Origin of the sequence: Isoptericola sp. NPDC058082, from assembly GCF_042885055.1 — a bacterium.
Taxonomy (GTDB): Bacteria; Actinomycetota; Actinomycetes; order Actinomycetales; family Cellulomonadaceae; genus Isoptericola.
In genome coordinates this window covers 95,326-116,812 of record NZ_JBHVSQ010000007.1, presented here as the reverse complement: position 1 = coordinate 116,812, position 21,487 = coordinate 95,326, and the positions used below count along the sequence as shown (strand labels likewise).

The 21,487-nt window shown below is 73.9% G+C and carries 23 protein-coding genes; 9 read left to right on the top strand and 14 right to left on the bottom strand.

The features are described from left to right. Positions 1–6: 6 nt before the first annotated feature. Positions 7–699, bottom strand: coding sequence for a ThuA domain-containing protein (locus ACFVS0_RS11795; RefSeq protein ID WP_430588068.1), 693 nt, complete (start codon positions 697–699; stop codon positions 7–9). Between the two features lie 32 nt (positions 700–731). Then, positions 732–1,688, bottom strand: a complete 957-nt coding sequence (locus tag ACFVS0_RS11790) for a glycoside hydrolase family 43 protein (RefSeq protein ID WP_430562742.1) — start codon at positions 1,686–1,688, stop codon at positions 732–734. 120 nt (positions 1,689–1,808) lie between these two features. Between ACFVS0_RS11790 and ACFVS0_RS11785 the strand changes: the two genes are divergently transcribed. From ACFVS0_RS11785 to ACFVS0_RS11775, 3 genes are all read left to right on the top strand, one after another. Then, positions 1,809–2,807: a LacI family DNA-binding transcriptional regulator gene (locus tag ACFVS0_RS11785; protein ID WP_430562741.1), complete on the top strand. Its 999-nt coding sequence runs from the start codon at positions 1,809–1,811 to the stop codon at positions 2,805–2,807. 122 nt (positions 2,808–2,929) lie between these two features. After that, positions 2,930–4,252, top strand: coding sequence for an enolase C-terminal domain-like protein (locus ACFVS0_RS11780; RefSeq protein WP_430562740.1), 1,323 nt, complete (start codon positions 2,930–2,932; stop codon positions 4,250–4,252). 102 nt (positions 4,253–4,354) lie between these two features. Next, positions 4,355–4,981: a superoxide dismutase gene (locus tag ACFVS0_RS11775; protein ID WP_430562800.1), complete on the top strand. Its 627-nt coding sequence runs from the start codon at positions 4,355–4,357 to the stop codon at positions 4,979–4,981. Between the two features lie 69 nt (positions 4,982–5,050). Here the strand turns inward: ACFVS0_RS11775 and ACFVS0_RS11770 are convergent, their stop codons facing one another. Beyond that, a complete protein-coding gene (locus ACFVS0_RS11770) occupies positions 5,051–5,413 on the bottom strand; it encodes a DUF4440 domain-containing protein (protein ID WP_430588067.1) in 363 nt (120 codons plus the stop codon). 103 nt (positions 5,414–5,516) lie between these two features. Between ACFVS0_RS11770 and ACFVS0_RS11765 the strand changes: the two genes are divergently transcribed. Together ACFVS0_RS11765 and ACFVS0_RS11760 are read left to right on the top strand one after the other, a co-directional pair. Continuing rightward, positions 5,517–6,215, top strand: a complete 699-nt coding sequence (locus ACFVS0_RS11765) for a FadR/GntR family transcriptional regulator (RefSeq protein WP_430562739.1) — start codon at positions 5,517–5,519, stop codon at positions 6,213–6,215. Between the two features lie 100 nt (positions 6,216–6,315). Then, complete coding sequence (locus ACFVS0_RS11760; RefSeq protein WP_430551606.1) at positions 6,316–6,663, top strand: STAS domain-containing protein; 348 nt, start codon at positions 6,316–6,318, stop codon at positions 6,661–6,663. On the opposite strand, the gene ACFVS0_RS11755 is transcribed toward ACFVS0_RS11760, so the two are convergent. The 5 genes from ACFVS0_RS11755 to ACFVS0_RS11735 all read right to left on the bottom strand — a co-directional run bounded on the left by ACFVS0_RS11755 (position 6,632) and on the right by ACFVS0_RS11735 (position 10,744). Beyond that, positions 6,632–7,081, bottom strand: coding sequence for an RbsD/FucU domain-containing protein (locus ACFVS0_RS11755; protein WP_430551605.1), 450 nt, complete (start codon positions 7,079–7,081; stop codon positions 6,632–6,634). The two genes, ACFVS0_RS11760 and ACFVS0_RS11755, sit on opposite strands and share 32 nt — an antisense overlap. 4 nt (positions 7,082–7,085) lie before the next feature. Further along, on the bottom strand, positions 7,086–7,952 hold the full coding sequence (locus tag ACFVS0_RS11750) for a fumarylacetoacetate hydrolase family protein (RefSeq protein ID WP_430551604.1): 867 nt from the start codon (positions 7,950–7,952) through the stop codon (positions 7,086–7,088). A 100-nt stretch (positions 7,953–8,052) separates the two neighbouring features. After that, a complete protein-coding gene (locus tag ACFVS0_RS11745) occupies positions 8,053–9,057 on the bottom strand; it encodes an aldo/keto reductase (protein ID WP_430588066.1) in 1,005 nt (334 codons plus the stop codon). Then, positions 9,054–9,836 (bottom strand): SDR family NAD(P)-dependent oxidoreductase, encoded by a 783-nt coding sequence (locus tag ACFVS0_RS11740; protein WP_430562736.1) that lies wholly within the window; start codon positions 9,834–9,836, stop codon positions 9,054–9,056. Before ACFVS0_RS11740 ends, ACFVS0_RS11745 begins: the two co-directional genes overlap by 4 nt. After that, positions 9,833–10,744, bottom strand: a complete 912-nt coding sequence (locus ACFVS0_RS11735; protein WP_430588065.1) for an amidohydrolase family protein — start codon at positions 10,742–10,744, stop codon at positions 9,833–9,835. The genes ACFVS0_RS11740 and ACFVS0_RS11735 overlap by 4 nt, the downstream gene beginning before the upstream one ends. Before the next feature lie 175 nt (positions 10,745–10,919). Between ACFVS0_RS11735 and ACFVS0_RS11730 the strand changes: the two genes are divergently transcribed. Beyond that, positions 10,920–12,236 (top strand): alpha-L-fucosidase, encoded by a 1,317-nt coding sequence (locus ACFVS0_RS11730; protein WP_430551600.1) that lies wholly within the window; start codon positions 10,920–10,922, stop codon positions 12,234–12,236. Positions 12,237–12,239: 3 nt separating this feature from the next. Here ACFVS0_RS11730 and ACFVS0_RS11725 read toward each other — a convergent pair whose 3' ends face one another. Continuing rightward, positions 12,240–12,743, bottom strand: coding sequence for an SRPBCC domain-containing protein (locus tag ACFVS0_RS11725; RefSeq protein WP_430588064.1), 504 nt, complete (start codon positions 12,741–12,743; stop codon positions 12,240–12,242). Continuing rightward, the gene (locus tag ACFVS0_RS11720; protein WP_430584747.1) at positions 12,721–13,047 is read right to left on the bottom strand and encodes an ArsR/SmtB family transcription factor; all 327 of its coding nucleotides are present in this window, start codon (positions 13,045–13,047) and stop codon (positions 12,721–12,723) included. The genes ACFVS0_RS11725 and ACFVS0_RS11720 overlap by 23 nt, the downstream gene beginning before the upstream one ends. A 242-nt stretch (positions 13,048–13,289) precedes the next feature. Here ACFVS0_RS11720 and ACFVS0_RS11715 point away from each other — a divergent pair, with 242 nt between their 5' ends. Next, positions 13,290–14,954 (top strand): thiamine pyrophosphate-binding protein, encoded by a 1,665-nt coding sequence (locus ACFVS0_RS11715; protein WP_430588063.1) that lies wholly within the window; start codon positions 13,290–13,292, stop codon positions 14,952–14,954. Positions 14,955–14,982: 28 nt separating this feature from the next. On the opposite strand, the gene ACFVS0_RS11710 is transcribed toward ACFVS0_RS11715, so the two are convergent. The 3 genes from ACFVS0_RS11710 to ACFVS0_RS11700 form a co-directional block, all read right to left on the bottom strand. Next, entirely contained in the window at positions 14,983–15,549 is a 567-nt protein-coding gene (locus tag ACFVS0_RS11710) for a dihydrofolate reductase family protein (RefSeq protein WP_430588062.1), read from the bottom strand. Between the two features lie 163 nt (positions 15,550–15,712). Beyond that, positions 15,713–16,309 (bottom strand): gamma carbonic anhydrase family protein, encoded by a 597-nt coding sequence (locus tag ACFVS0_RS11705; RefSeq protein ID WP_430562729.1) that lies wholly within the window; start codon positions 16,307–16,309, stop codon positions 15,713–15,715. A gap of 39 nt (positions 16,310–16,348) precedes the next feature. Continuing rightward, complete coding sequence (locus ACFVS0_RS11700) at positions 16,349–18,241, bottom strand: FAD-dependent monooxygenase (RefSeq protein ID WP_430588061.1); 1,893 nt, start codon at positions 18,239–18,241, stop codon at positions 16,349–16,351. Positions 18,242–18,371: 130 nt separating this feature from the next. Between ACFVS0_RS11700 and ACFVS0_RS11695 the strand changes: the two genes are divergently transcribed. Both ACFVS0_RS11695 and ACFVS0_RS11690 read left to right on the top strand, forming a co-directional pair. Next, a complete protein-coding gene (locus ACFVS0_RS11695) occupies positions 18,372–19,076 on the top strand; it encodes an IclR family transcriptional regulator (RefSeq protein WP_430562727.1) in 705 nt (234 codons plus the stop codon). A 103-nt stretch (positions 19,077–19,179) separates the two neighbouring features. Next, the gene (locus ACFVS0_RS11690; protein WP_430584751.1) at positions 19,180–20,049 is read left to right on the top strand and encodes a peptidoglycan-binding protein; all 870 of its coding nucleotides are present in this window, start codon (positions 19,180–19,182) and stop codon (positions 20,047–20,049) included. A 19-nt stretch (positions 20,050–20,068) separates the two neighbouring features. Here the strand turns inward: ACFVS0_RS11690 and ACFVS0_RS11685 are convergent, their stop codons facing one another. After that, positions 20,069–21,451 carry an MFS transporter gene (locus ACFVS0_RS11685; protein WP_430588060.1) on the bottom strand — a complete coding sequence of 461 codons (1,383 nt, stop codon included), beginning with the start codon at positions 21,449–21,451 and terminating at the stop codon, positions 20,069–20,071. Between the last annotated feature and the right edge of the window lie 36 nt (positions 21,452–21,487).

Sequence of the window (21,487 nt, the reverse complement as noted above, 5' to 3'; positions counted from 1 at the left end):
CCACGCCTACCTGCTCGCCCACAGCAGCCCCCTCTCGACGATGGTGCGGACGGTCGGGTTCTCGAGCACGTCCGCGGAATGGCCCGGCGTCGCGACGAACACGCGCCCCGCGCCCCACTGCCGCGTCCAGACCGCCGGCGAGGTCACCGGGCGGTGCCACGGGTGCCAGTCGGGCGCCGGGTGCGTGGTGGTGGCGAGGACGTCGATGAGGTCGTCGTGCAGCACCCAGTACTGCTCGGTCTCCAGCTCGACGTCGTCCAGGCCCGCGGTGATCGCGTGCTCCCGGCCCAGGTCCGTGAGCTCGATCGTGTGCCGCAGGTAGTTGTCGGTCTGGTCGCCGTGCCGCAGGTGCGGCTCCTTGCCCGGGTGGGTGGCGAACTGCCCGCCCACCAGCTGGAGGTAGTCCGAGCTGTTCCGGTAGGAGTCGGCGATGCCGCCGTGCCACCCCGCCAGGCCGGTGCCCGCCTCGACGGCCGCGCGCAGACCCTGCAGCGCGGGGCCGCTGATCTGCGACATCGTCACGCACTGCAGCACCAGGTCGGTCGCCGCCATCGCGTCGGCGTCGGCGTACACCTCGTTGTCCGTCTCGACCCGCACCTCGAACCCTTGCTCGCGCAGGAAGGGCAGGAACAGGTCCGTGGCCGCCTCGGGCTGATGGCCGTCCCATCCGCCGCGCACCACGAGCGCTCGTCGCGTCATACGTCTCCTTCGTCGTGTGTCGTCAGACCTTTTCAGAGCCGAGCAAGCCCTTTCCACTCGCCGCGCTGGAGGGGGAGCACCGCGCCGTGCTTGGTGTGCGGGGGCAGGTGCAGCTCGTCGTCCGGCACCGGCTCCCACCGTGCGGACGAGATGTCGGTCGTGGTCAGCGCCCGGTACCCCTGCGGCGGACGGCCGTACTGGTCCACCCACAGGTACCACCGGCTCCCGTCGTGCGTCGGGAAGACGAGCGGCCCCTCGACCGCCGGACCGAAGCCCTGGCCCAGCCCTGTCGCGAGCGTCCTGAAGGCCGGGTTGAAGAACGACGACCCCACCTGGTGGAACACCTGCCACGACCCGGGCGCCGCGTCGTCCTGCTTCGCGAACCGGTGTACCTCGTCGCCGACGGTCACCGCCGTCATGTCGATCACCCCGCCGGGCAGCTCGAGGTACGTCTCGGCGGGGGTGAACGTGCGCAGGTCACGGGTCGTGGTGGTCAGGATCCGCGGCACGCAGGGGCCCTCGTGCCGCGGGTCGTCCGGGGCGTAGAGCGCCGCCGCGAAGTGCAGCACGAGCACGCCGGTGTCCACGTCGTGGAACACCTCCGGCGCCCAGGCCATGCCCGCGTGCGGCGGCGCGACGGTCACATGGCGCGGCTCCGACCACGTCAGGAGGTCCGGCGAGTCCCAGACGACGACGTCCCGGCTGCCGTGCCGGGCGAACTCCTCCCAGTCCGGGCCGGAGGGACGCCACACCCGCAGGTCCGTGGCGACGAGGTGGAAGCCCTGGCCGTCGGGCCGGCGCACGACGTGCGGGTCGCGGACGCCGGTGGTGCCGGCGCCGGTCTCGAGGACCGGCTCGCCGCCACGGAGCGGACGCCATCGCAGCGGGTCGTCGCCCTCGCTGAGGCTGAGGTGGATCCGCTCCCCGTGGCCCGCCCGGTCCTCCACGAAGTGCACGAGGAGATAGCCGTACGGATCGTCGGAGCACATCGTCGGGCCTTCCCGGTTTATCGTTAATCCGGGCCGACCCTCGCACGGCGGGACCACGTCGTCAAGGCCCGCAGGACGGCGCCGCGCACGGCCTGGCAGGATCACCCCGGGAGGTGGCGCATGGTCACGATGAGCGACGTCGCGCGGGAGGCGGGGGTGTCGATGATGACCGTCTCCAACGTGCTCACGGGCAACAAGCGCGTGGGCGAGCCCACCCGCGACCGGGTGCTCGCGGCGGTCGAGTCGCTCGGGTACGAGGTGAACCTCACCGCCCGGCACCTGCGCGCCGGCCGCACGGACACGGTCGCCCTCATCGTGCCCAGCTTCCACGACTACTTCGGCGAGGTCGCGGACCGGATCGCCCCGCTGGTCGAGGCCGGCGGCCGTCACCTCGTCGTCGAGCGCACCAGCGCGGACGCCCGCAGCGAGATGGAGTCGCTGAGCATGCCGAGGCTGCGGATGTACGACGGCGTCCTCCTCTCGGTGGCCGGCCTGCACAGCGACGAGCTCGACCGGGTCCCGACGTCCACCCCGATCGTGCTCCTGGGCGAGCGGGAGGTGCCCCAGCAGTTCGACCACGTCCGCCTCGCCAACGTCGAGGGCGCCCGGCTGGCGACGGCGCACCTGCTCGAGCGCGGGGCGCGGCGGGTGCTCGCCCTCGGCGCCTCCGTCGAGGCGTCGGTCGGCATGGAGTCGGACCGTCGTGCGGGGTGGGCCGAGGCGCACCGTGCGGCAGGGCTCGTCGCGGACGAGCGCCTCGTCACGCCCGTGCCGGACTTCACCTCCGAGGCCGCGTACGACGCCGTCGCCCGGCTGCTCGACGACGACATGCCGTTCGACGCCGTCTTCGCCGTCAACGACACCGTGGCGTTCGGCGCCGTGGCCGCGCTCGCGGAGCGGGGCGTCCGCGTACCCGACGAGGTCCAGCTGGTGGGCTTCGACAACCTCGGGGTCTCGCGCTTCGTCCCGCCGGGGATCACGTCGGTCGACCCGGGCTACGACGTCGTGGCGGCCACCGCCGTCCGGCTCCTCGAGCAGCGGATGGCGGGCGGGGACGGACCGCACGAGCACGTGACCGTCCCCGTCCGCCTGGTCGAGCGAGGCTCGACGCGCTCCTGAGGCCCCAGTCCTCGGATCTCTTGCCCACGGACGACCGTCCGTTCGTTGCCGTGCCCGGCGGGTTCCGGCTAGGTTGGCCTCAGTCATCCGATCTTTCTGCCCGTCGCCACGAAGAGGTGCGCATGCCCACCATCACCGACGTCGAGATCACCGACGTCCGTTTCCCCACCTCCCGCACGGCCGACGGCTCGGACGCGATGAACGCGGACGCCGACTACTCAGCCGTGTACGTCGTCCTGCGCACCGACGGCACCGACGCCGCGGGCGAGCCGCTGGCGGGTCACGGCCTGACCTTCACCATCGGGCGCGGCACGGACGTCGTCGCCCTGGCGGCCCGGCACCAGGCGGACCAGCTCGTCGGGCGCGACGTGGACGACGTCGCCGGCGACCTGGGCGCCACGTACCGCGACCTCACCGGCGACAGCCAGCTGCGCTGGCTCGGGCCGGAGAAGGGCGTGGTGCACCTGTCGCTGGCCGCCGTGCTCAACGCGGCCTGGGACCTCGCCGGGCGCCGCGCCGGCAAGCCCGTGTGGCGGCTGCTCGCGGACATGACGCCCGAGCAGCTCGTCGACGTCGCCGACCTGCGCTACCTCTCCGACGCGCTTACCCGCGACGAGGCCCTGGAGATCCTGCGGGCCGCCGAGCCCGGCAAGGCCGAGCGCATCGCGCACCTGGAGCGCCGCGGCTACCCCGCGTACACGACGTCCGCCGGCTGGCTCGGCTACGACGACGCGAAGCTGCGCCGCCTCACCCGGGAGGCCGTGGACGCCGGCTACCGGCACGTGAAGCTCAAGGTCGGCGCGCGCCTCGAGGACGACGTGCGCCGCCTCGGCATCGCGCGCGAGGAGCTCGGGCCGGACCTCACGCTGATGATCGACGCGAACCAGGTGTGGGACGTGCCCGAGGCCATCGAGTGGGTCCGCGCGCTCCAGCGGTTCGACCCGCTGTGGATCGAGGAGCCCACGTCGCCCGACGACGTCCTCGGCCACGCCGCCGTGCGCGAGGGCGTCGCCCCCGTGCGCGTCGCGACGGGCGAGCACTGCCACAACCGCGTGATGTTCAAGCAGCTCTTCCAGGCCGGCGCGACCGACTACTGCCAGCTCGACACCGGGCGCCTCGCCAGCATCAACGAGATCGTCGCCGTGCTGCTGCTCGCCGCGAAGTTCGGCGTCCCCGTCTGCCCCCACGCCGGCGGCGTCGGCCTGTGCGAGATGGTCCAGCACGTGTCGGTGCTCGACTACGTCGCCGTCTCCGGGTCGCTCGACGGGCGGATCACCGAGTTCGTCGACCACCTGCACGAGCACTTCACCGACCCGTGCCTGGTGCGGGACTTCGGCGAGGGCGTGTCGTACGTCGTGCCGACCGCCCCCGGCTACTCCACGCAGATGCGCCCGGAGTCCGTGGCGGAGTTCCGCTTCCCCGGCGGCGCTGCGTGGACGTCGTGACCGTGGTGACCTGGGACACGTTGCCCGGAACACGTTGACCTCAACAAGGGTTCAGGTCGTAGCGTGACCAGCAACGACATCCGCGACGACGAAGGGGACGAGATGCCCGTCTACACCCTGCCCGACCTGCCCTACGACTACAGCGCCCTCGAGCCGCACATCAGCGGCAAGATCATGGAGCTGCACCACGACAAGCACCACGCCGCCTACGTCACCGGCGCCAACACCGCCCTGGACAAGCTCGCCGAGGCCCGCGAGTCCGGCGACAACGCCGCGGTGAACCTGCACGAGAAGAACCTCGCGTTCAACCTCGGCGGCCACACCAACCACACCGTCTTCTGGAACAACCTCTCCCCCGAGGGCGGCGGCCAGCCCGAGGGCGAGCTCGCCGAGGCCGTCAAGGACGCCTTCGGCTCGTTCTCGACGTTCCAGGCCCAGTTCGCCGCCGTCGCCACCGGCATCCAGGGCTCCGGCTGGGCCGTGCTCGGCTGGGACTCCATCGGCCAGCGCCTCGCGATCTTCCAGCTCTTCGACCAGCAGGCCAACGTCCCCGTCGGCATCACCCCGCTGTTCATGCTGGACATGTGGGAGCACGCCTTCTACCTGGACTACCTCAACGTCAAGGCCGACTACGTCAAGGCCGTGTGGAACATCGCGAACTGGCAGGACGTCGCCGCGCGCCTGCAGCGCGCCCGCACCCAGACCGCCGGGCTCATCGTCCCCGCCTGACGGCTGCACCCGAGCGTGTGAGCGGGCGTGCGGCCCTGTCTCCCGGCGGAGGCAGGGCCGCACGCCCGCTCACAGCGCTGTCTGCTGGTAGAGGGCCAGGCGCGGCTCGCCGTCGACGACGACGTACGTGCTGGCCATGAGCGCGACGAACGGCGGGTCGTCGCCGCGCACGGCCCGCGCGCGGTAGACGAGCGCGGCGCCGCCGTCGAGGCCGACGCGGCGCACGTCGCGCAGGTCGTAGGAGTCCCACGGCGGCGCGCCGTCGAGCGACGCGACGACGGCGTCGCGGTCGAGCACCGAGCCGTCCACGAGCACCATGAGCGCCGCGGGCGTCATGAGGTCGCCGTAGAACGCGCCCCCGGCGCTCCGGCACAGCGCGTCCCACCCCTGTCGCTCCAGGTCGAGCAGCCGGTCGAGCGTGAGGTCCACCATCGCGCCAGGCTACGGACCACGGCGGGGCCACGCAGGAGGCACACCCCCGGATTCATCGGAGGAATCGGTGCAGCCGGGCGCGAACTGGGCCATAATCCACGACATGTCCCGCACCGATGAGGTCGTCGACGGCGTCCGCCGCATGATCACCGGCGGGGAGCTCGGCCCCGGCGACCGGCTCCCCGTGGAGAAGGACCTCGCCGATCGGCTGGGCGTCTCCCGCGGCTCCCTGCGCGAGGGGGTGCGCGCCCTCACCGTGCTCGGCGTCCTCGACACCCGCCAGGGTGACGGCACGTACGTCACCAGCCTCGACCCCGCCCGGCTCATGTCGTCGCTGCAGTTCGTCGTGGACCTGCACGGCGACACCAGCGCCCGCCCGTTCCACGCCGTCCGCCGCGTGCTCGAGACGGAGGCCGCCGGCCTGGCCGCGCACCGCATCACGCCCGAGGCGCTGGAGGAGGCCCGCGCCGTCCTCGACCGGGCGGCGCGCACCCTTGCTCAGGACGACGTCGACCACCCCGCCTTCATCGAGGCCGACACCGCGTTCCACCGGATCGTCGCCGACCAGGGCGGCAACCCCGTGATCACCGCCCTCGTCGAGGCGATCGCCGGCCGCACCGCGCGCGAACGACTCTGGCGAGGCCTGCACGAGGAGGGCGCCGAGGCCCGCACCCAGCGCGACCACGAGGCCGTCTGGCGCGCCCTGGCCGCCGGCGACGCCGAGGCCGCGCGCGTGCGCATGGCCGCGCACCTCCTCGACGTCGAGGAGACCCTGCCCGGCCCGGAGGCCACCGAGGACTGACCCCGCGGGACAGGGGCCCCGGCGGCCGCACCTAGACTGGACGTCGCCTGCGATCAAGCCACCGGTCACCAGCAGGCGACGCGCGTGAGAGGAACGGAACATGGCCGCCCACGGTGGCATCAATCTGAGCGACGACGGACTTCGGTGGGAGATGTGGGGCGAGATCGACGTCGCCGTCGCCCACGAGGTCTACGCCACGCTGGAGGCTGCGGGCGAGGGTCGCAAGACCCTCGACATGCGCAGGGTGACGTTCATCGACTCGTCCGGCGTGCGCCTCGTGGTCCTCGCGTGCGAGAACGGTCCGCACCCGCGGGTGGTCGGCGCTCCGCAGCTGGTCCGCGACATCTTCGAGATGATGAGCTTCGACATGCTGGTCGACTTCGTCGACGCCGACCCGGCGGAGCCCCTCGACGACGCTACGCGGACGGGGACCGGACCCCGATCGTGAGCAGCAGGTTGGCGTAGACGCGCTGGTCGCCGGTGGCGACCAGCAGGGCGACGTCGTCGGACCGCGCGGCGTCGTAGAACGCGAAGCGGTCCAGCTCGTCCCAGCCGACGTCGGCCCCGAGCATCGCCCGGTAGCCGGTGTGCGCGGGGATCTCCTCCCCCGCGGCGACGACGTCGCCCGCCACGCCACCGGGCACCATGACGGCGGCGGACTCGACGGGCACGGCGTCGAGCAGCACCTCGAGCACCTGGTCCACGGTCAGCAGGCCCGGCCGCAGGTTGAGGTGGACGCGCGCCGCGCCGGGGCGGGCGCCCGTGGAGTGCGGGTAGTTCGCGTCGGCGAGCAGCACCCGCGACCCGTGCCCCGCCGCGGCGAGCGCCGCGACGAGGCCCGGGTGCAACAGCTCGTAGCGCAGCACGACGTCAGACCCGCGCCGGGACCTGGGCGTCGGCGAAGGCGTGCCGCTGCCGGCCGACGCCGTCGATCTCGACCTCGACGACGTCGCCGTCGGCCAGGTACGGGAACCGGCCGGACAGCGCGACGCCCTCGGGGGTGCCGGTGCAGATCAGGTCGCCCGGCTCGAGGGTCATGTACTGCGACAGGTGGTGCACGATCTCGGCGACGCCGAAGATCATGTCCGTCGTCGACGAGTCCTGCCGGGGCTCGCCGTTGACGAACGACCGCAGCCGCAGGTCGGCGGTGTCCACCTCGTCGGCGGGCACCAGCGCCGGGCCGGTCGGCAGGAACGCCGGGCCGCACTTGCCCTTCGACCACTGGCCGAGCGAGTCGTCGAGCTGCCAGGCCCGCTCGCTCACGTCGTCCACCACGGTGTACCCGGCGACGTGCTCGAGCGCCGCGTCGGCCGACGGCAGGTAGCTCGCCTGCTTCCCGACGACGATCGCGAGCTCGACCTCCCAGTCGACCTTGTCCGAGCCGGGCGGGATCGGCACCGTGTCGTCGGGGCCGACCACCGTGTTGGGGTGCTTGAAGAAGATGATCGGCAGGCGCGGCGGCTCGGCGCCGGACTCCCGCGCGTGGGCGGCGTAGTTCTGGCCCACGCAGACGACGGCGGTGGGTCGCGCGATCGGCGCCCCGACGCGCAGGGCGTCCGCGCCGTCGAGCACGGGCAGCTCGCCGGCGGCGAGGGCGGCGCGCGTGCGCGCGATGCCGTCGGCGGCGAGGAATCCGCCGTCGACGTCGGCGGTCAGCGGCCGCAGGTCGTAGGTGGCGCCGTCGTTGCTGACGGCGGGGATCTCCTGGCCCACCGGGCCCAGGCGGAGCAGCTGCATCGATGTCCTCTGTTCTCTCTGGGGGGCGCCTCGATCATGCGCCCGTGTCGCGTCCCGGTCACATCCGTCCCGCCATGCGGGCGGCGGTGCGGACGGAGCGTCACGCGAAGGCGTCGGGGTGGGCCTCGGGGGCGAGCAGTCCCTGGCCCACCAGGTCGGTCCACAGGTCGGTGGGGACGACGGCGGCGTGCCGGTCCACGGCCTGCCGCACCTGGTCGGCGGTGCGCAGCCCGACGACGGTGCTCGCCACGGCCGGGTGCGTGCGCACGTAGGCGAGCGCGGCCTCCGGCAGCGTCGCTCCGTGGTCGGCACACACCTGCGCGATGCGACGGGTGCGGTCGAGCAGCGCGGCCGGGGCGGGCGCGTAGTCGTAGGTCGCGTCGTCGGGCACGACGGCGCGGGCCAGCAGCCCGGAGTTGTAGACGCCGGCGACGACGACGGCCGCGCCGCGCTCGACGGCCGCCGGCAGCAGGTCCGCCAGGGCGGGCTGCTCCAGCAGCGTGAACCGGCCGGCGCACATCACGACGTCCACGTCGGCCTCGGCGACGAACCGCGCGAGCATCGCCGACTGGTTCATCCCCGCCCCGATCGCGCGGACGACGCCCTGCTCGCGCAGCTCCACCAGCGCGGGGACCGCCTCGGCGAACGCCTGCTCCTCGTGGTCGTCCGGGTCGTGCAGGTACACGACGTCGACCCGGTCGAGCCCGGTGCGCTCCAGGCTGGCCTCGAGCGACCGCAGGATCCCGTCGCGGGAGAAGTCCCAGACCCGCCGCGTGGCGGCGGGCACGTCGAACATGTCCGGGTCCTTCTGGTGCGCCGTCTCCGGGGAGGGCACCAGCAGGCGCCCCGCCTTCGTCGACACGACGTACTCGTCCCGCGGGCGGCCGGCCAGGCTCGCCCCGAGGCGCCGCTCCGACAGCCCGAGCCCGTAGTGCGGCGCCGTGTCGAAGTACCGCACGCCGGCCTCCCACGCGACGTCGAACGCCGCCCGGGTCTCCTCGTCCGTCGTCTGCCGGTAGAGGTTGCCGGCCTGTGCCGCGCCGTAGCCGAGGCCGGTCAGCCGGACCCCCGTCTCCCGGACCTCCCGGGAGGGCATCGCGGTCATGCCTGCTCCGGCGGGCGCACCCGCAGCTCGTGCATGCCGCCGTCGACGGCGAGCGCGGTGCCGGTGGTGGCGGTCGCGAGCGGGCTCGCGAGGTAGCAGACGGCGTGCGCCACGGCCTCCGGGCTCACCAGCTTCCCGGTGGGCTGGCGCGCCGCGAGCGCGGCGCGCTCGGCGGCGGGGTCGGGGGCGGAGTCGAGCAGGCGGCCCACCCACGGGGTGTCCACGGTGCCGGGGTTCACGCAGGTGACGCGGATGCCCTCGCGCACGTGGTCGGCCGCCATGGCGAGGGTCAGCGCCTGCACGGCGCCCTTGCTCGCGGAGTACAGGGCGCGCTGCGGCAGCCCCGACCACGACGCGATCGACGCGGTGTTCACGACGGCCGCGTGCTCCGACGCCCGCAGGTGCGGCAGCGCCGCCCGTGTCACACGCACGATCCCGAGCACGTTGACGTCGAGCACCCGCAGCCACTCGGCGTCGTCGTTGTCCGCGACCGTGCCCTGCGCGCCGATGCCCGCGTTGTTCACGACGACGTCGATGCCGCCCATCTCCGCCGCCGCGCCCTCCACGGCCGCGCGCACGGCCGGGTCGTCGGTGACGTCGGCGACCTGGGAGCCCGCGCCGTCGGGCACGCCGTCGCGCGTGCGGTCGATCGCGACGACCTGCGCACCGCGCGCGAGCAGCGCGCGCACGACGGACGCGCCGATGCCCGACGCGCCGCCGGTCACGATCGCGCGGATGCCGGCGAACTCCGGCGGGTTCTCGAGGGGGGCGGTGCTCACGGGTGCTCCTTCGTGCGGGTGGTGGTGACGTGCTCGACCGCGAGGCCGTAGGTGGCGACGGCGGTGCGGCCGCGCACGGCAGCGCGCTCGTCGGGGGCGAGGCCGGACAGCAGCTCGTCGGCGGTGGAGAGCCAGCGCCCGTAGCCCGACGCGAGCAGGCAGACCGGCCAGTCGCTGCCGAGCAGGAGGCGGTCGGGGCCGAAGACGTCGAGCGCGTGGTCGGCGGCGGGGCGCAGGTCCGCGGTGGTCCACGAGTCCCAGCGCGCCTCGGTGACCAGCCCGGACAGCTTCGCGACGACGTTCGGGCGGGCCGCGAGCGCCGCCAGGTCGCGGCGCCAGGCGCTCAGGTCGCCCGCGCCGGGGTTGCCGGCACCGAGGGGCGGCTTGGCCAGGTGGTCGAGCACGAACCGGGTGTCAGGGAGCGCCGCGGCGAGGCGGGCGCACGACGCGAGCTGGTCCGCGCGGACCACGAGGTCGAACGGCAGGCCCGCGGCGCCGACGACGGCGATGCCGGCGTGCACGTCGGGGCGGTCCAGGTAGTCGGGGTCGGCCTCGGCCTGCACCATCGTGCGGATCCCCGCGAGCCGGTCGCCGCCCGGCCCGTCGCGCAGCGCGGCGAGGCGGTCCTCGAGCGCCGGGTCGAACAGGTCGGCCCAGCCGACGACCCCCGCGATGCGTGCCGCGCGCCCCTCGGGCGAGGCGGCGATGTCGAGCAGGTCCTCGGTCTCGGCCCAGGTGCTCACGCTCTGCACGACGACGGTGGCGTCGACGCCGTGGGCGGCGGCGGGCAGGTCGGCCGGGGTGAAGTCGGCGTCGATGGCGGCCATGGTCGCGGGGTCGATCCAGTCCTGCGGGTGCCGCGCGCGGACCCACAGGTGGTGGTGCGCGTCGACGACGACGTCGGACATCCGGACTCCCTCGGCCTGCAGACTGATTCATCCAATGTATAGGCGTCCAGACCGCTTGCGCCAGCCCCGGCATCGGCGAGTATCCTCGGATCGCACCGCACAGACGTCATATCTCTGCGCGCGCTGTTCGACCGGCTCCGAGCCGGACCCGCCCGCTCGACGAGGAGTGATCCGCATGACCACGGCCGCCCCGCCCCTGCGCCCCGAGCAGGCGTGGTTCACTGAGGCCCGCTTCGGCCTCTTCGTGCACTTCGGCCTCTACTCCGCGGCCGCCCGGCACGAGTGGGTGATGAGCTTCGAGCGCATGACCGTCGAGCAGTACGCACGCTACGCCGAGGTGTTCGACCCGGACCTGTTCGACGCGCGCGCCCTCGTCCGCGCCGCCAAGGACGCCGGCATGAAGTACGTGGTGCTGACCACCAAGCACCACGACGGCTTCGCCCTGTGGGACTCCGCGGTCAGCGACTACAGCATCGCCCGCACCCGCGGGCGCGACCTCGTGGCGGAGCTGGCCGAGGCCGTGCGCGCCGAGGGGCTGCGGCTCGGGCTGTACCACTCGCTCCTCGACTGGCACCACCCCGACTACACCGTCGACGCCGACCACCCGCGCCGCGACGACCCCGACGCCCACGCGCTCAACGAGGGCCGCGACATGGCCCGCTACCGCGAGTACCTGCACGCCCAGGTGCGCGAGCTGCTCACCGGCTACGGCCCGGTGGACTACGTCTTCTTCGACTTCACCGACACCCGCGACCGGCGCGGCTGGCCGGGCAAGCGCCCCGAGGACTGGGACGCCGAGGGCCTGCTCGCCATGGTCCGCGAGCTCCAGCCGCAGGCGGTGGTGAACGACCGCCTCGGCATCCCCGGCGACCTCGTCACGCCCGAGCAGTACCAGCCCGCCGAGCCGATGCGCGACGACGGCGGCGAGCTCGTCGTCTGGGAGGCCTGCCAGACCCTCAACGGCAGCTGGGGCTACGACCGCGACAACACGAAGTTCAAGGACCCGGACCTGCTGGTGCGCATGCTCGTGGACACCGTGTCCAAGGGCGGCAACCTGCTGCTGAACGTCGGCCCGGACGGGCGCGGCGCGATCCCCCCGCGTGACGCCGCCACCCTCGCCGCGCTCGGTGCGTGGACGCGGCTGCACGGCCGGTCGATCACGGGTGCCGGCCCCGCCGACCCCGAGCTCGCCGCCGCCGTCGCGCCGGGGCTGCCGCCCGGCGTCGTGCTCACGCAGCGCGACGACCGCCTGTACCTGCACCTGTTCGCGTGGCCCTTCGGTCACGTCCACCTGCGCGACCTCGCCGACCGGGTGGGCTACGCCCAGCTGCTGCACGACGGCTCCGAGCTGCGCACCAGCCGCACCGACCCGGACCAGAAGGCGTTCAACACGATCCCCGGCGGGCAGCCGCCCGGCACCCTGACGCTGCACCTGCCCACCGCGCGGCCGGACGTCGCCGTGCCGGTGGTCGAGCTGTTCCTCGACCGGTAGCCGTCAGGCGCCCGCGACCTCCGCCAGGCGTCGCACGTCGACGGCCCAGCCGTCGGCGCCGCCGACGGCGTCCCGCATCCCCTCCCAGCCGCCGCCGTGGCGTTCGAGGTGGCGGTGCTCGAGGACGACGCGGGTGCGTCCGTCGTCGAGCGCCGTGAACGCGACGTGCACCTCGCTGCACCGTGCGGGGTCGGTCTCGACCTCCCAGCGCGGGGACACGTCCCACGTGAAGGCGAACCGCGCCGGCCGCTCGACGACGAGCACGCGGCCGATCGTGCAGCGGTTCCCCGCGGCGTCGACCTCGGTGATCGAGCCGCCGGGCCGGAGCTCGACGTCCATGGCGACGGTGCCGTCGAGCAGGTGGTGGGCGGCGTCCCACCAGGTCGACGTCCGACGCGTGAACACGTCGAAGACGTGCTCGACCGGTGCCGCGACGTCCACGGCGACGGAGACCGGGGAGGCCTCGGTGCCGGATCGGGTCGGGTCAGGTCGGGTCGGCGTGGTCATGGGAGGTCTCCTCTGCGACGGAGGCAAGCGTGGCGAGCGAGCGCCGCCAGAACAGCTCCAGGTACTCGCGGAGCATCGCGAGCCCCGCGGGGTCGGCGCGGTAGACGCGGCGGGTGCCGACGGCCTCGTCGGCGACCAGCCGGGCGTCCTTGAGCACGCGGAGGTGCTGCGAGACGGCCGGGCGGCTCACGGGCAGCCCGGCGGCCAGCTCCCCGACCGACGACGGCCGCGCCGCGACGCGCTCGAAGATCTCGCGCCGCGTGGGGTCCGCCAGCGCGGCGAACCCGGATACGTCAGTAGCCACTTACGGTAAGTTACGCCTGACGGTGGGCGCCCACAAGACCCCGGCAGAGATCGCGCCGGTCCCGTGGATATACTCGCGGCGTCGAGGCGGACCTGCGCCGCCTTGCGCTCGAAAAAGGGGCGCACGGCAGCCCGGTCACCGGCAGTCACCGCTGCACGGCCAGCACGTCGGACCCGGCGTCGGGACCGCACGGGACACATACGGACGCACGCCACATCCGTCACTGTTCCCTGGAGGCCCCCGTGCCCACCGTGTCCGCCCACGTCGCCCGCACCCTCGCCCAGCACGTCGACCACGTCTTCGGCGTGATGGGCAACGGCAACGCCTGGTTCCTCGACGACGTCGAGCGCACCACGCCCGCCCGGTTCACCGCCGTCCGCCACGAGGCCGGCGGAGTCGTCGCCGCCGACGCCTACTTCCGCGCGTCCGGCCGCATCGCCGCCGCGACCGTCACGTACGGCGCGGGCTTCACCAACACCCTCACCGCGCTGGCCGAGGCGGCGCAGGCCCGCGTGCCGCTCGTCCTGCTCGCGGGCGACGAGCCGACGTCGGGACCGCGCCCGTGGGACGTGGACCAGATCGCGCTGGCCGCCGCCGTCGGCGCGCGCACCTATACCGTCGGGCGCGCGGACGCCGCCGCGACCACCGTCATCGCGGTCGAGCACTCGCTCACCTACCGCGTGCCCGTCGTGCTGGCCATCCCCTACGACGTCGCCGCGCTCGAGGCGGGCCCGGTCCCCGACGCGCCCGAGCCCGCCCTCCCCGGCCCGCTCGCACCCGCCGGCCCGTTCGACGCCGCCGCGATCACCGACCTCGCGCACGCCCTCGCCCAGGCCGAGCGCCCGCTGCTCCTCGCGGGCCGCGGCGCCTGGCTCGCCGGCGCGGGCGAGGCCCTGGGCGAGCTCGCCGCCGCGACCGGGGCCCTGACCGCCACGACGGCGCTGGGCCGCGGCGTCTTCCCCGACGCGCGGTACGACCTCGGCGTCGCCGGCGGGTTCGGCGCCGACGGCGCGATGGCCCTGGTCCGCGAGGCGGACGTCGCCGTCGTCGTGGGCGCGTCGCTCAACCAGTTCACGATGCGGTTCGGCGAGCTCTTCTCCCCCGGCACCCGCGTGGTCCAGGTCGACACGGCGCAGGCCGCCACGCACCGCCACGTGGGCTCGTTCGTCCGCGGGGACGCCGCGCTCGTGACCCGCGCGCTGCTCGACGAGCTGCGCGCCCTCGACGCCGCCCCGTCGGGCTGGCGCGACTCCGTGGGCGTCGCCGCCGCCCGCACCTACGACACCGGGCCCGCGGACGGCCTCGCCGCCGACGGGCGGCTCGACCCCCGCGGCGTCGCGAGCCGCGTCGGCGCGCTGCTCCCCGCCGACCGGGTGGTCGTCTCCGACGGCGGCCACTTCATCGGCTGGGCCAACATGTACTGGCCCGTGGCGTCGCCCGACCGGATGATGATGGTCGGCACCGCCTTCCAGTCCATCGGGCTCGGCTTCCCCAGCGTCGCGGGCGCCGCCGCCGCCCAGCCCGACGCCACCGTCGTGCTCACCACCGGCGACGGCGGCGGGCTCATGGCCCTGGCCGACCTCGAGACCGCGGTGCGCACCGCCGGCGGCCGCGGCGTCGCCGTCGTGTGGAACGACGCCGTCTACGGCGCCGAGGTGCACGTCTACGGCCGCCAGGGCCTCGCCGAGGAGCCCATGCGCATCCCCGAGACCGACTTCGCCGCGCTGGCCGCCGCCGTCGGCGCGGAGGGCGTCGTCGTGCGCCGGCTCGCCGACCTCGACCGCCTCGGCACCTGGGCGCTCGAGCCCGTCGACCAGCGCCGGTTCCTCATGCTCGACTGCCGCGTGTCGCCCACCGTCGTCGCGCCGTACCAGGAGGAGATCCTGCGGGTGAACCGCACCCGCTGAGAGGGCACCGGCACCGCCGGCGAGCGTCTCAGCCCACGCCGGGCGGCCCGTCCAGCACGGTCGGCGCGTACTCGAGGAGCTGCAGCCGACCGTCGAGGGTGCGGCTGTCGAGCAGCTCCAGCCGGACGTCGGGCCAGCCGTCGTACAGGCGGTCGTGGCCGGTGGTGCCGTTGACGACGGGGAACACCACGACGCGGACGCGGTCGACGAGTCCCGCGACGAGCAGCGAGCGGGCGAGGCCGGGGCTGCCGATCGTCCGCAGGGGGACGTCGTCCTGCTTCATGGCGCGCACCGCCTCGACGGCGTCGCCGGCGACCAGCGTCGTGTTCGCCCACCCCAGCGGCTCGGTGAGGGTGCTAGAGAACACGACCTTCGGGCGCGCGGTGACCTCGGCCAGCTCCTCCTCGCCGGTCTCGGCGAAGCTCGCGAACAGCCGGTAGGTCGTGGCGCCCAGCAGCGTCGTGTACTCCTGCCGGCCGTCCTCCTCGAGGAACGCGAAGTAGTCCGGACCGCCCATCCCCCACAGGCCGGGCCACCCGTCGGCGGACCCGAATCCGTCGAGGGAGGTGATGTAGTCGATCATCAGGTCTGCCATCGCGGGGCCTCCTCGGCCGCTGGGCGCTTCCTGGGTCGCCCACCAGTATCGGCACGACGCCGCGTCGTCGCGCGTGCGGACGTGTCTCGCCCGCCCGCACGACCCTGTCGTCCTGCCGTGACGGCGGCCCGGGATCAGGCGGTCGCGGGGTGGTTCCGGTGCGTCACTCCGGCAGCACCTCGTCGTCGCGGTGCGCGCCGTAGAACTCGGACTGGCGCCGCATCGTCTCGCGCATCGGCGTGTCCCGCGCCGTCCCGTAGACCGTCCCCGGGAAGTCGAGCTCGCGCTGCACGGCCCAGATCTCGTCGTGGCTCCCGGGCGGCAGGATCCGGGCCGGGTCGCCCACGGCGACCCAGCCGATCGGGACGAGCGCACCGGGCGGGAGCACGGTGTTGACCTGCACCACCCCGTGGATGCGCACCTCGGCGCCGGCCCCGATCCGGCTGCCGGGGAACAGCGCCGCCCCGGTCGCGACGAACGCCTCGTCCTCGACCGTGCTGCCGTTCACGTGGGCGTGCGGACCCACCAGCACGGCGTCCCCCAGCCGCGCGTCGTGGCCGCGGCGGCCGCGCACGAGCGCCTGCTCCATCACCACGGTGTCGCGGCCGACGACGACGGCGCCGTCCTCCGCGGTCAGGACGGCGCCGTGCAGCACCCGCGCGCCGGCGGCGACGTGCACGTCGCCGATCAGCACCGCCGTCGGCGCGACGTACGCCGACGGGTCGACGGTGGGCGTGGCACCACGATGGCGGACGAGCATGGCTCGGACGGTACCAACCGGCGCAAGGCCGGCTGGTCGTCAACGGCCCACGAACACCCCGGCGAAGAACTCGGCCAGCTCGTCGGTGGCGTCGAGGGGCAGCACGTGCGCCACGTACTGGTCGGGGCGCACGACGACGACCACGCCGTCGCGGGACAGCCCGCGCTCCGCGAAGATGTCGTCCGCGGTCCACACGGTGGGCCCGGCGGCGTACACCTTCTCCCAGTCCGTGAGGCCCAGCGGGCCGGTCCGCGGGAGGAACACGCCGGGCACGGCGGCGAGGTCGACGTCCTGGAAGCCCTGCTGGTAGACGACCTTCACGTCGAGGACGGCGTCGACGTCGGCCCCCTCGGGCGTGAACCGGGAGGCGGGTGACTCGGAGGACGCCATCCAGGCCGCCCACGCGGCCAGCGCGGAGCCCTCGCCCGGCGCGGCCGCGTCGGCGAACGCGTAGACCCGCCACCGGCCGTCGGCCTTGGCGTGGTGGCCGAGGTGCACGGCGTTGCCGTCGCACACCCGCGTCACCTCGGCGGACTTGAACCGCTTGCCGAGCGGGAACCCGGTGGCCAGCTCCTGCCGGGCGCCGCCCGCCACGATCGACGACGGCCCGTACTGCGTCATGAAGCCGGAGGGGAACTCCGACGTCGCGAGGTAGTGGTGGGCCAGCTCCTGCGGGTCGGAGATCTCCTCGGGCTTGCGGGCCATGAGGCTCGACCACTCCCGGTCGAAGTCGATGAGCTGCTGCGCGACGGGCTGCCGCTCGGCCGAGTAGGTGGCGAGGAGCGACTCGGGGCTGAGGCCGGTGAGCACGGACCCGAGCTTCCAGCCCAGGTTGAACCCGTCCTGCATCGACACGTTCATCCCCTGCCCGGCCTTGGCGCTGTGGGTGTGGCAGGCGTCGCCGGTGAGGAAGACGCGCGGGATGCGGTGCTCCTCGCCGTCGGGCACGTCGTCGAACTTGTCCGTGACACGGTGGCCGACCTCGTACACGCTGTGCCAGGCCACCTCCTTCACGTCGAGGGCGTAGGGCGTGAGGATCTCGTTGGCGCGACGGACGATCTCCTCGACCGGCGTGCTGCGCACCCGGTGGTGGTCGTCCGCGGCGACCTCGCCGAGGTCCACGTACACGCGGCAGAGGTATCCGCCCTCGCGCGGGATGAGCAGGATGTTCCCGGCCTCCGAGTTGATCGCGCACTTGGTGCGCCAGTCGGGGAAGTCCGTGTTGACGAGCACGTCCATCACGCCCCAGGCGTGCGCCGCGAACTCGCCGACGTGCCTGCGGCCGATCGCCTCGCGCACCGCGCTGCGGGCGCCGTCGCAGCCGGCGACGTACCTGGCGCGGACGGTCCGCTCCTCCCCCGCGCGCTCGCCGCCCACGTGCCGGACGCGCACCTCGACGGGGTACTCGTCGCCGTCGTGCACGGTGAGGCCGACGAACTCGACGCCGTAGTCGGGCACGATGCGGGCGGGGCCCAGCGCGGCGGCCTCGGCGAAGTAGTCGAGCACGCGCGCCTGGTTGACGATGAGGTGCGGGTACTCGCTGATCTTGAGGCCGTAGTCCTCGGTGCGCGAGGTGCGCACGATGTTCCGGGGGTTCTCCGGGTCCGGGCCCCAGAAGTTCATCCAGCCGATGTTGTAGGCCTCGGCGACGATCCGCTCCGCGAAGCCGAACGCGTCGAACGTCTCGACGCTGCGCGGCTGGATGCCGTCGGCCTGACCGAGCACCAGCCGCCCCTCACGCTTCTCGATGAGGCGGGTCGTGACGCCGGGGTACCGCGACATCTGCGCGGCGAGCAGCATGCCCGCCGGCCCCGACCCGACGACGAGGACGTCGACCTCGTCGGGCAGCTCGTCGGGCCGGTCCACGCCCGTGCCGGCGGGCGGCAGCACCCGCGGGTCGCCGGAGACGTAACCGTGGTGGTGGAACTGCACGAGCTCTCCTCATCGTCGTCGATGCGCCGCTCGACCTCCGTGTCGGGCGTGGCGTTCGCTGCGTTCGTGTTCTATATTCGAACACGACGTTCTACTATTGAATGCAGCGTAGCCCACCGGAAGGACGACGATGCCCGACGCAGGCTCCCCGCCGTCGCAGACCCTCAGCCGCGGCATCCGCATCCTGGAGGTCCTCGCCGACGCCCGCGCGCCCCTGACCATCGACGACGTCGCCGCGACGCTCGGCGTCCACCGCTCGATCGCGTACCGGCTGCTGCGCACCCTGGAGCACCACGGGCTCGTGGTCCGCGACGCGAACGGGGGCGTCGTGCTCGGCGCGCGGATGGCCGCCCTGGCCGCGGGCGTCGCCCACGACCTGCAGGCCGAGGCGCTGCCCGAGCTCACCGCCGTCGCGAACGAGCTGGGGATGACGTGCTTCCTCGCCGTCCTCGACCACGACGAGTGCGTGACGCTCGTCAGCGTCGAGCCGCGGCACGCCGTCGCCCCTGTGGCGCAGCGCCCGGGCACCCGGCACCCGGTCACGGTGGGCGCGCCCGGCAAGGCGATCCTCACGCTGCTCCCGCCCGCGCAGTGGCCCGCGGGTGCCCCCGAGGCGCTGCACGCCACGGTCGCGCAGGCCGCGGAGCGCGGCTTCGCCACCAGCCACGACGAGGTGATCCCCAGCCTGGAGTCGGTCGCGGTGCCGCTGGCGCTGCGCGGTCGCGGGCCCGCCGCCGTCGCCGTCGTGCACGTCGCCAGCCCGCTCGACCACGCGCAGATCGCCGCCCGCCTCACCGCCTCGGCGAGCGCCGTGCGGGAGGCCCTCGGCGGCTGAGGGGACACGGTCGCCTGGCAGAACCGTCGATGCGCATGCATGGTGGCCCAGGGCGACCAGGTGCATCGGAGCCCTTCGTCGTCACGCCGAGGAGCGAGGTGCCATGAGCTCACGACCGACCGTCCCCGCCCGCGCCCACCGCGCCGACAGGCCGCACAGACGCCTCGCGGCCGCCGGCGTCTGCGCCGTCCTGCTCGCCCCGCTCGGCGCGACGCCCGTGGTCGCCACACCCCAGGCGCCCGAGCGCTCGGGCGCGGCCGCGCGCCCCGCCGAGGGCCCTCTGGCCCTGGGGATCGGGCGCCAGAAGAGCTCGTCCACGATGCTCCGGCACTACCTGAGCTGGGCTCGGGCCTACGGGTTCCGGGTCTCCGAGCACCCGTCGTACGGCGGCGTGACCCGCGGGGCGCACTCCAAGAACTCCTGGCACTACGACGGCCTGGCGGCGGACCTCAACTACGGCCCCGCCGGGGCGCCCTCCTCGGAGCGCACCCGGGCGCGGACCGCGATCAAGGTGGCGGACTCGATGGGCCTCGGCGTGATCTACGCGCGGGACGGGACGGTCGGGTCGGCCGCCAGCCACCGCAACCACGTGCACGTCGACGTCGGCACGACGTCGAACTACGGCCGGGGCACCGTGCTCGCGCCGGCGGGCTCACGCACGACGCAGCGGCTGCAGCAGGTGGCCCACTTCCCCCTGGCCCAGCGCGACAACCTGTGGGGCCCGAGCACCGACCAGCGCCTGCAGGCGATCCGCGCCGCCTCCCGCATGCACGGGACGAAGTTCCCCTACGGCGTGAAGACGGCGCAGCGCGCGGTGGGCGTCACCGCGGACGGCAAGTGGGGCCCGAAGTCCCGCGCCGCGCACGACAAGGCGGTCGCCGCCCTGCAGCGGGTGGTGGGAGTGTCCGCCACCGGCACCTGGGGCCCGGCCACCGAGAGCAAGTACCTCAGCGTGCGCAAGAAGCTGCGGTGACCGGGCCCCTCCGCCGTCGTCAGGCCCGCGAGACCCCGTAGATCGGGCTGGCCGCCTGCTCGTCCTCGTGCTCGGGGCCGAGCGGGATGCCGGTGCGGTCGCGCAGCAGCAGCGTGGCGGCGAACGCCACCACCATGACGCCCGCGATGTAGAACGCGACGGACGTCGCCGTCCCGGTGGTCTGCACGAGCCAGGCCGCGATGGTCGGGGCGAACGCGCCGCCCAGGATCGCACCGATCGCGTAGGTGATGGACACGCCGGAGTACCGGATCGACGCCGGGAACAGCTCCGCGAAGTAGGCCGCCTGCTGGCCGTACGTGAACCCGTTGCCGATCGCGAAGAGCGACACGCCGAGGAACAGCAGCCACGGGTTGCCGGTGTTCACCAGCGGGAAGAGCAGGAACACGGTGGCGAGGAACGCCACCCACCCGATGATGTAGGTGTTCCGGCGCCCGATCCGGTCGGAGACCGCGCCGGCGGCGAAGGTGCACACGAGCCAGACGACGGACGCGCCGGCCACGGCGAGCAGCACCGGCGTGCGGTCCATGCCGACCAGCCCGCCGTCGGCGATCGGCGTCGTCGCGTAGTTCTGCAGGTAGCCGCCGGTGGTCATGTAGCCCGCGGCGTTGTTGCCCGCGAACGTGAGGGCGGCGAGCAGCACCAGCAGCCAGTGCCTGCGGAACAGGGTGAGGATCGGCGTCTTCGCCGCCGCCTTCTTCTCGGCGATCTCGAGGAAGACCGGGCTCTCCTCGACCGACCGCCGCACGACGATCCCCACCACGATGAGCACCACGCTCAGCAGGAACGGGATGCGCCACCCCCACTGGACGAACGCGTCGCCGGGCGAGATCAAGCCGGTCATGAGGGCGAGCACGCCGGAGGCCAGCAGCAGGCCGATGGGCACGCCGATCTGCGGGAACGCGCCCATGCGTCCGCGGCGGCCGTCGGGGGCGTGCTCGACGGCCATGAGGACGGCCCCGCCCCACTCGCCGCCGGTCGACAGGCCCTGGAGGATGCGCAGCAGCACGAGCAGCGCGGGGGCCGCGATACCGATCGTGTCGTAGGTCGGCAGCACGCCGATGAGCGTGGTGGCGCCGCCCATGAGGATGAGGGTGACGACGAGCATCGCCTTGCGGCCGATCCGGTCGCCGAAGTGGCCGGCGAGGAAGGCGCCGAGCGGGCGGAACAGGAAGCTGATCCCCACCGTCGCGAACGACAGCAGGGTCGCCGCGCCCGGGCCGGCGGGCTCGAAGAACAGCGTGCCGAACACCAGGCCTGCCGCGCTGGCGTAGAGGAAGAAGTCGTACCACTCGATGGTGGTGCCGATGACGGTCGCGAAGGCGACCCGACGGAGCTCGCGACGTTCGGTGTCGCTGGGGGTGGCTGCGATGCCGGTGGTCATGTCCGGAAGACCTCTCTGTCAGTCCGCGGGGGGGTG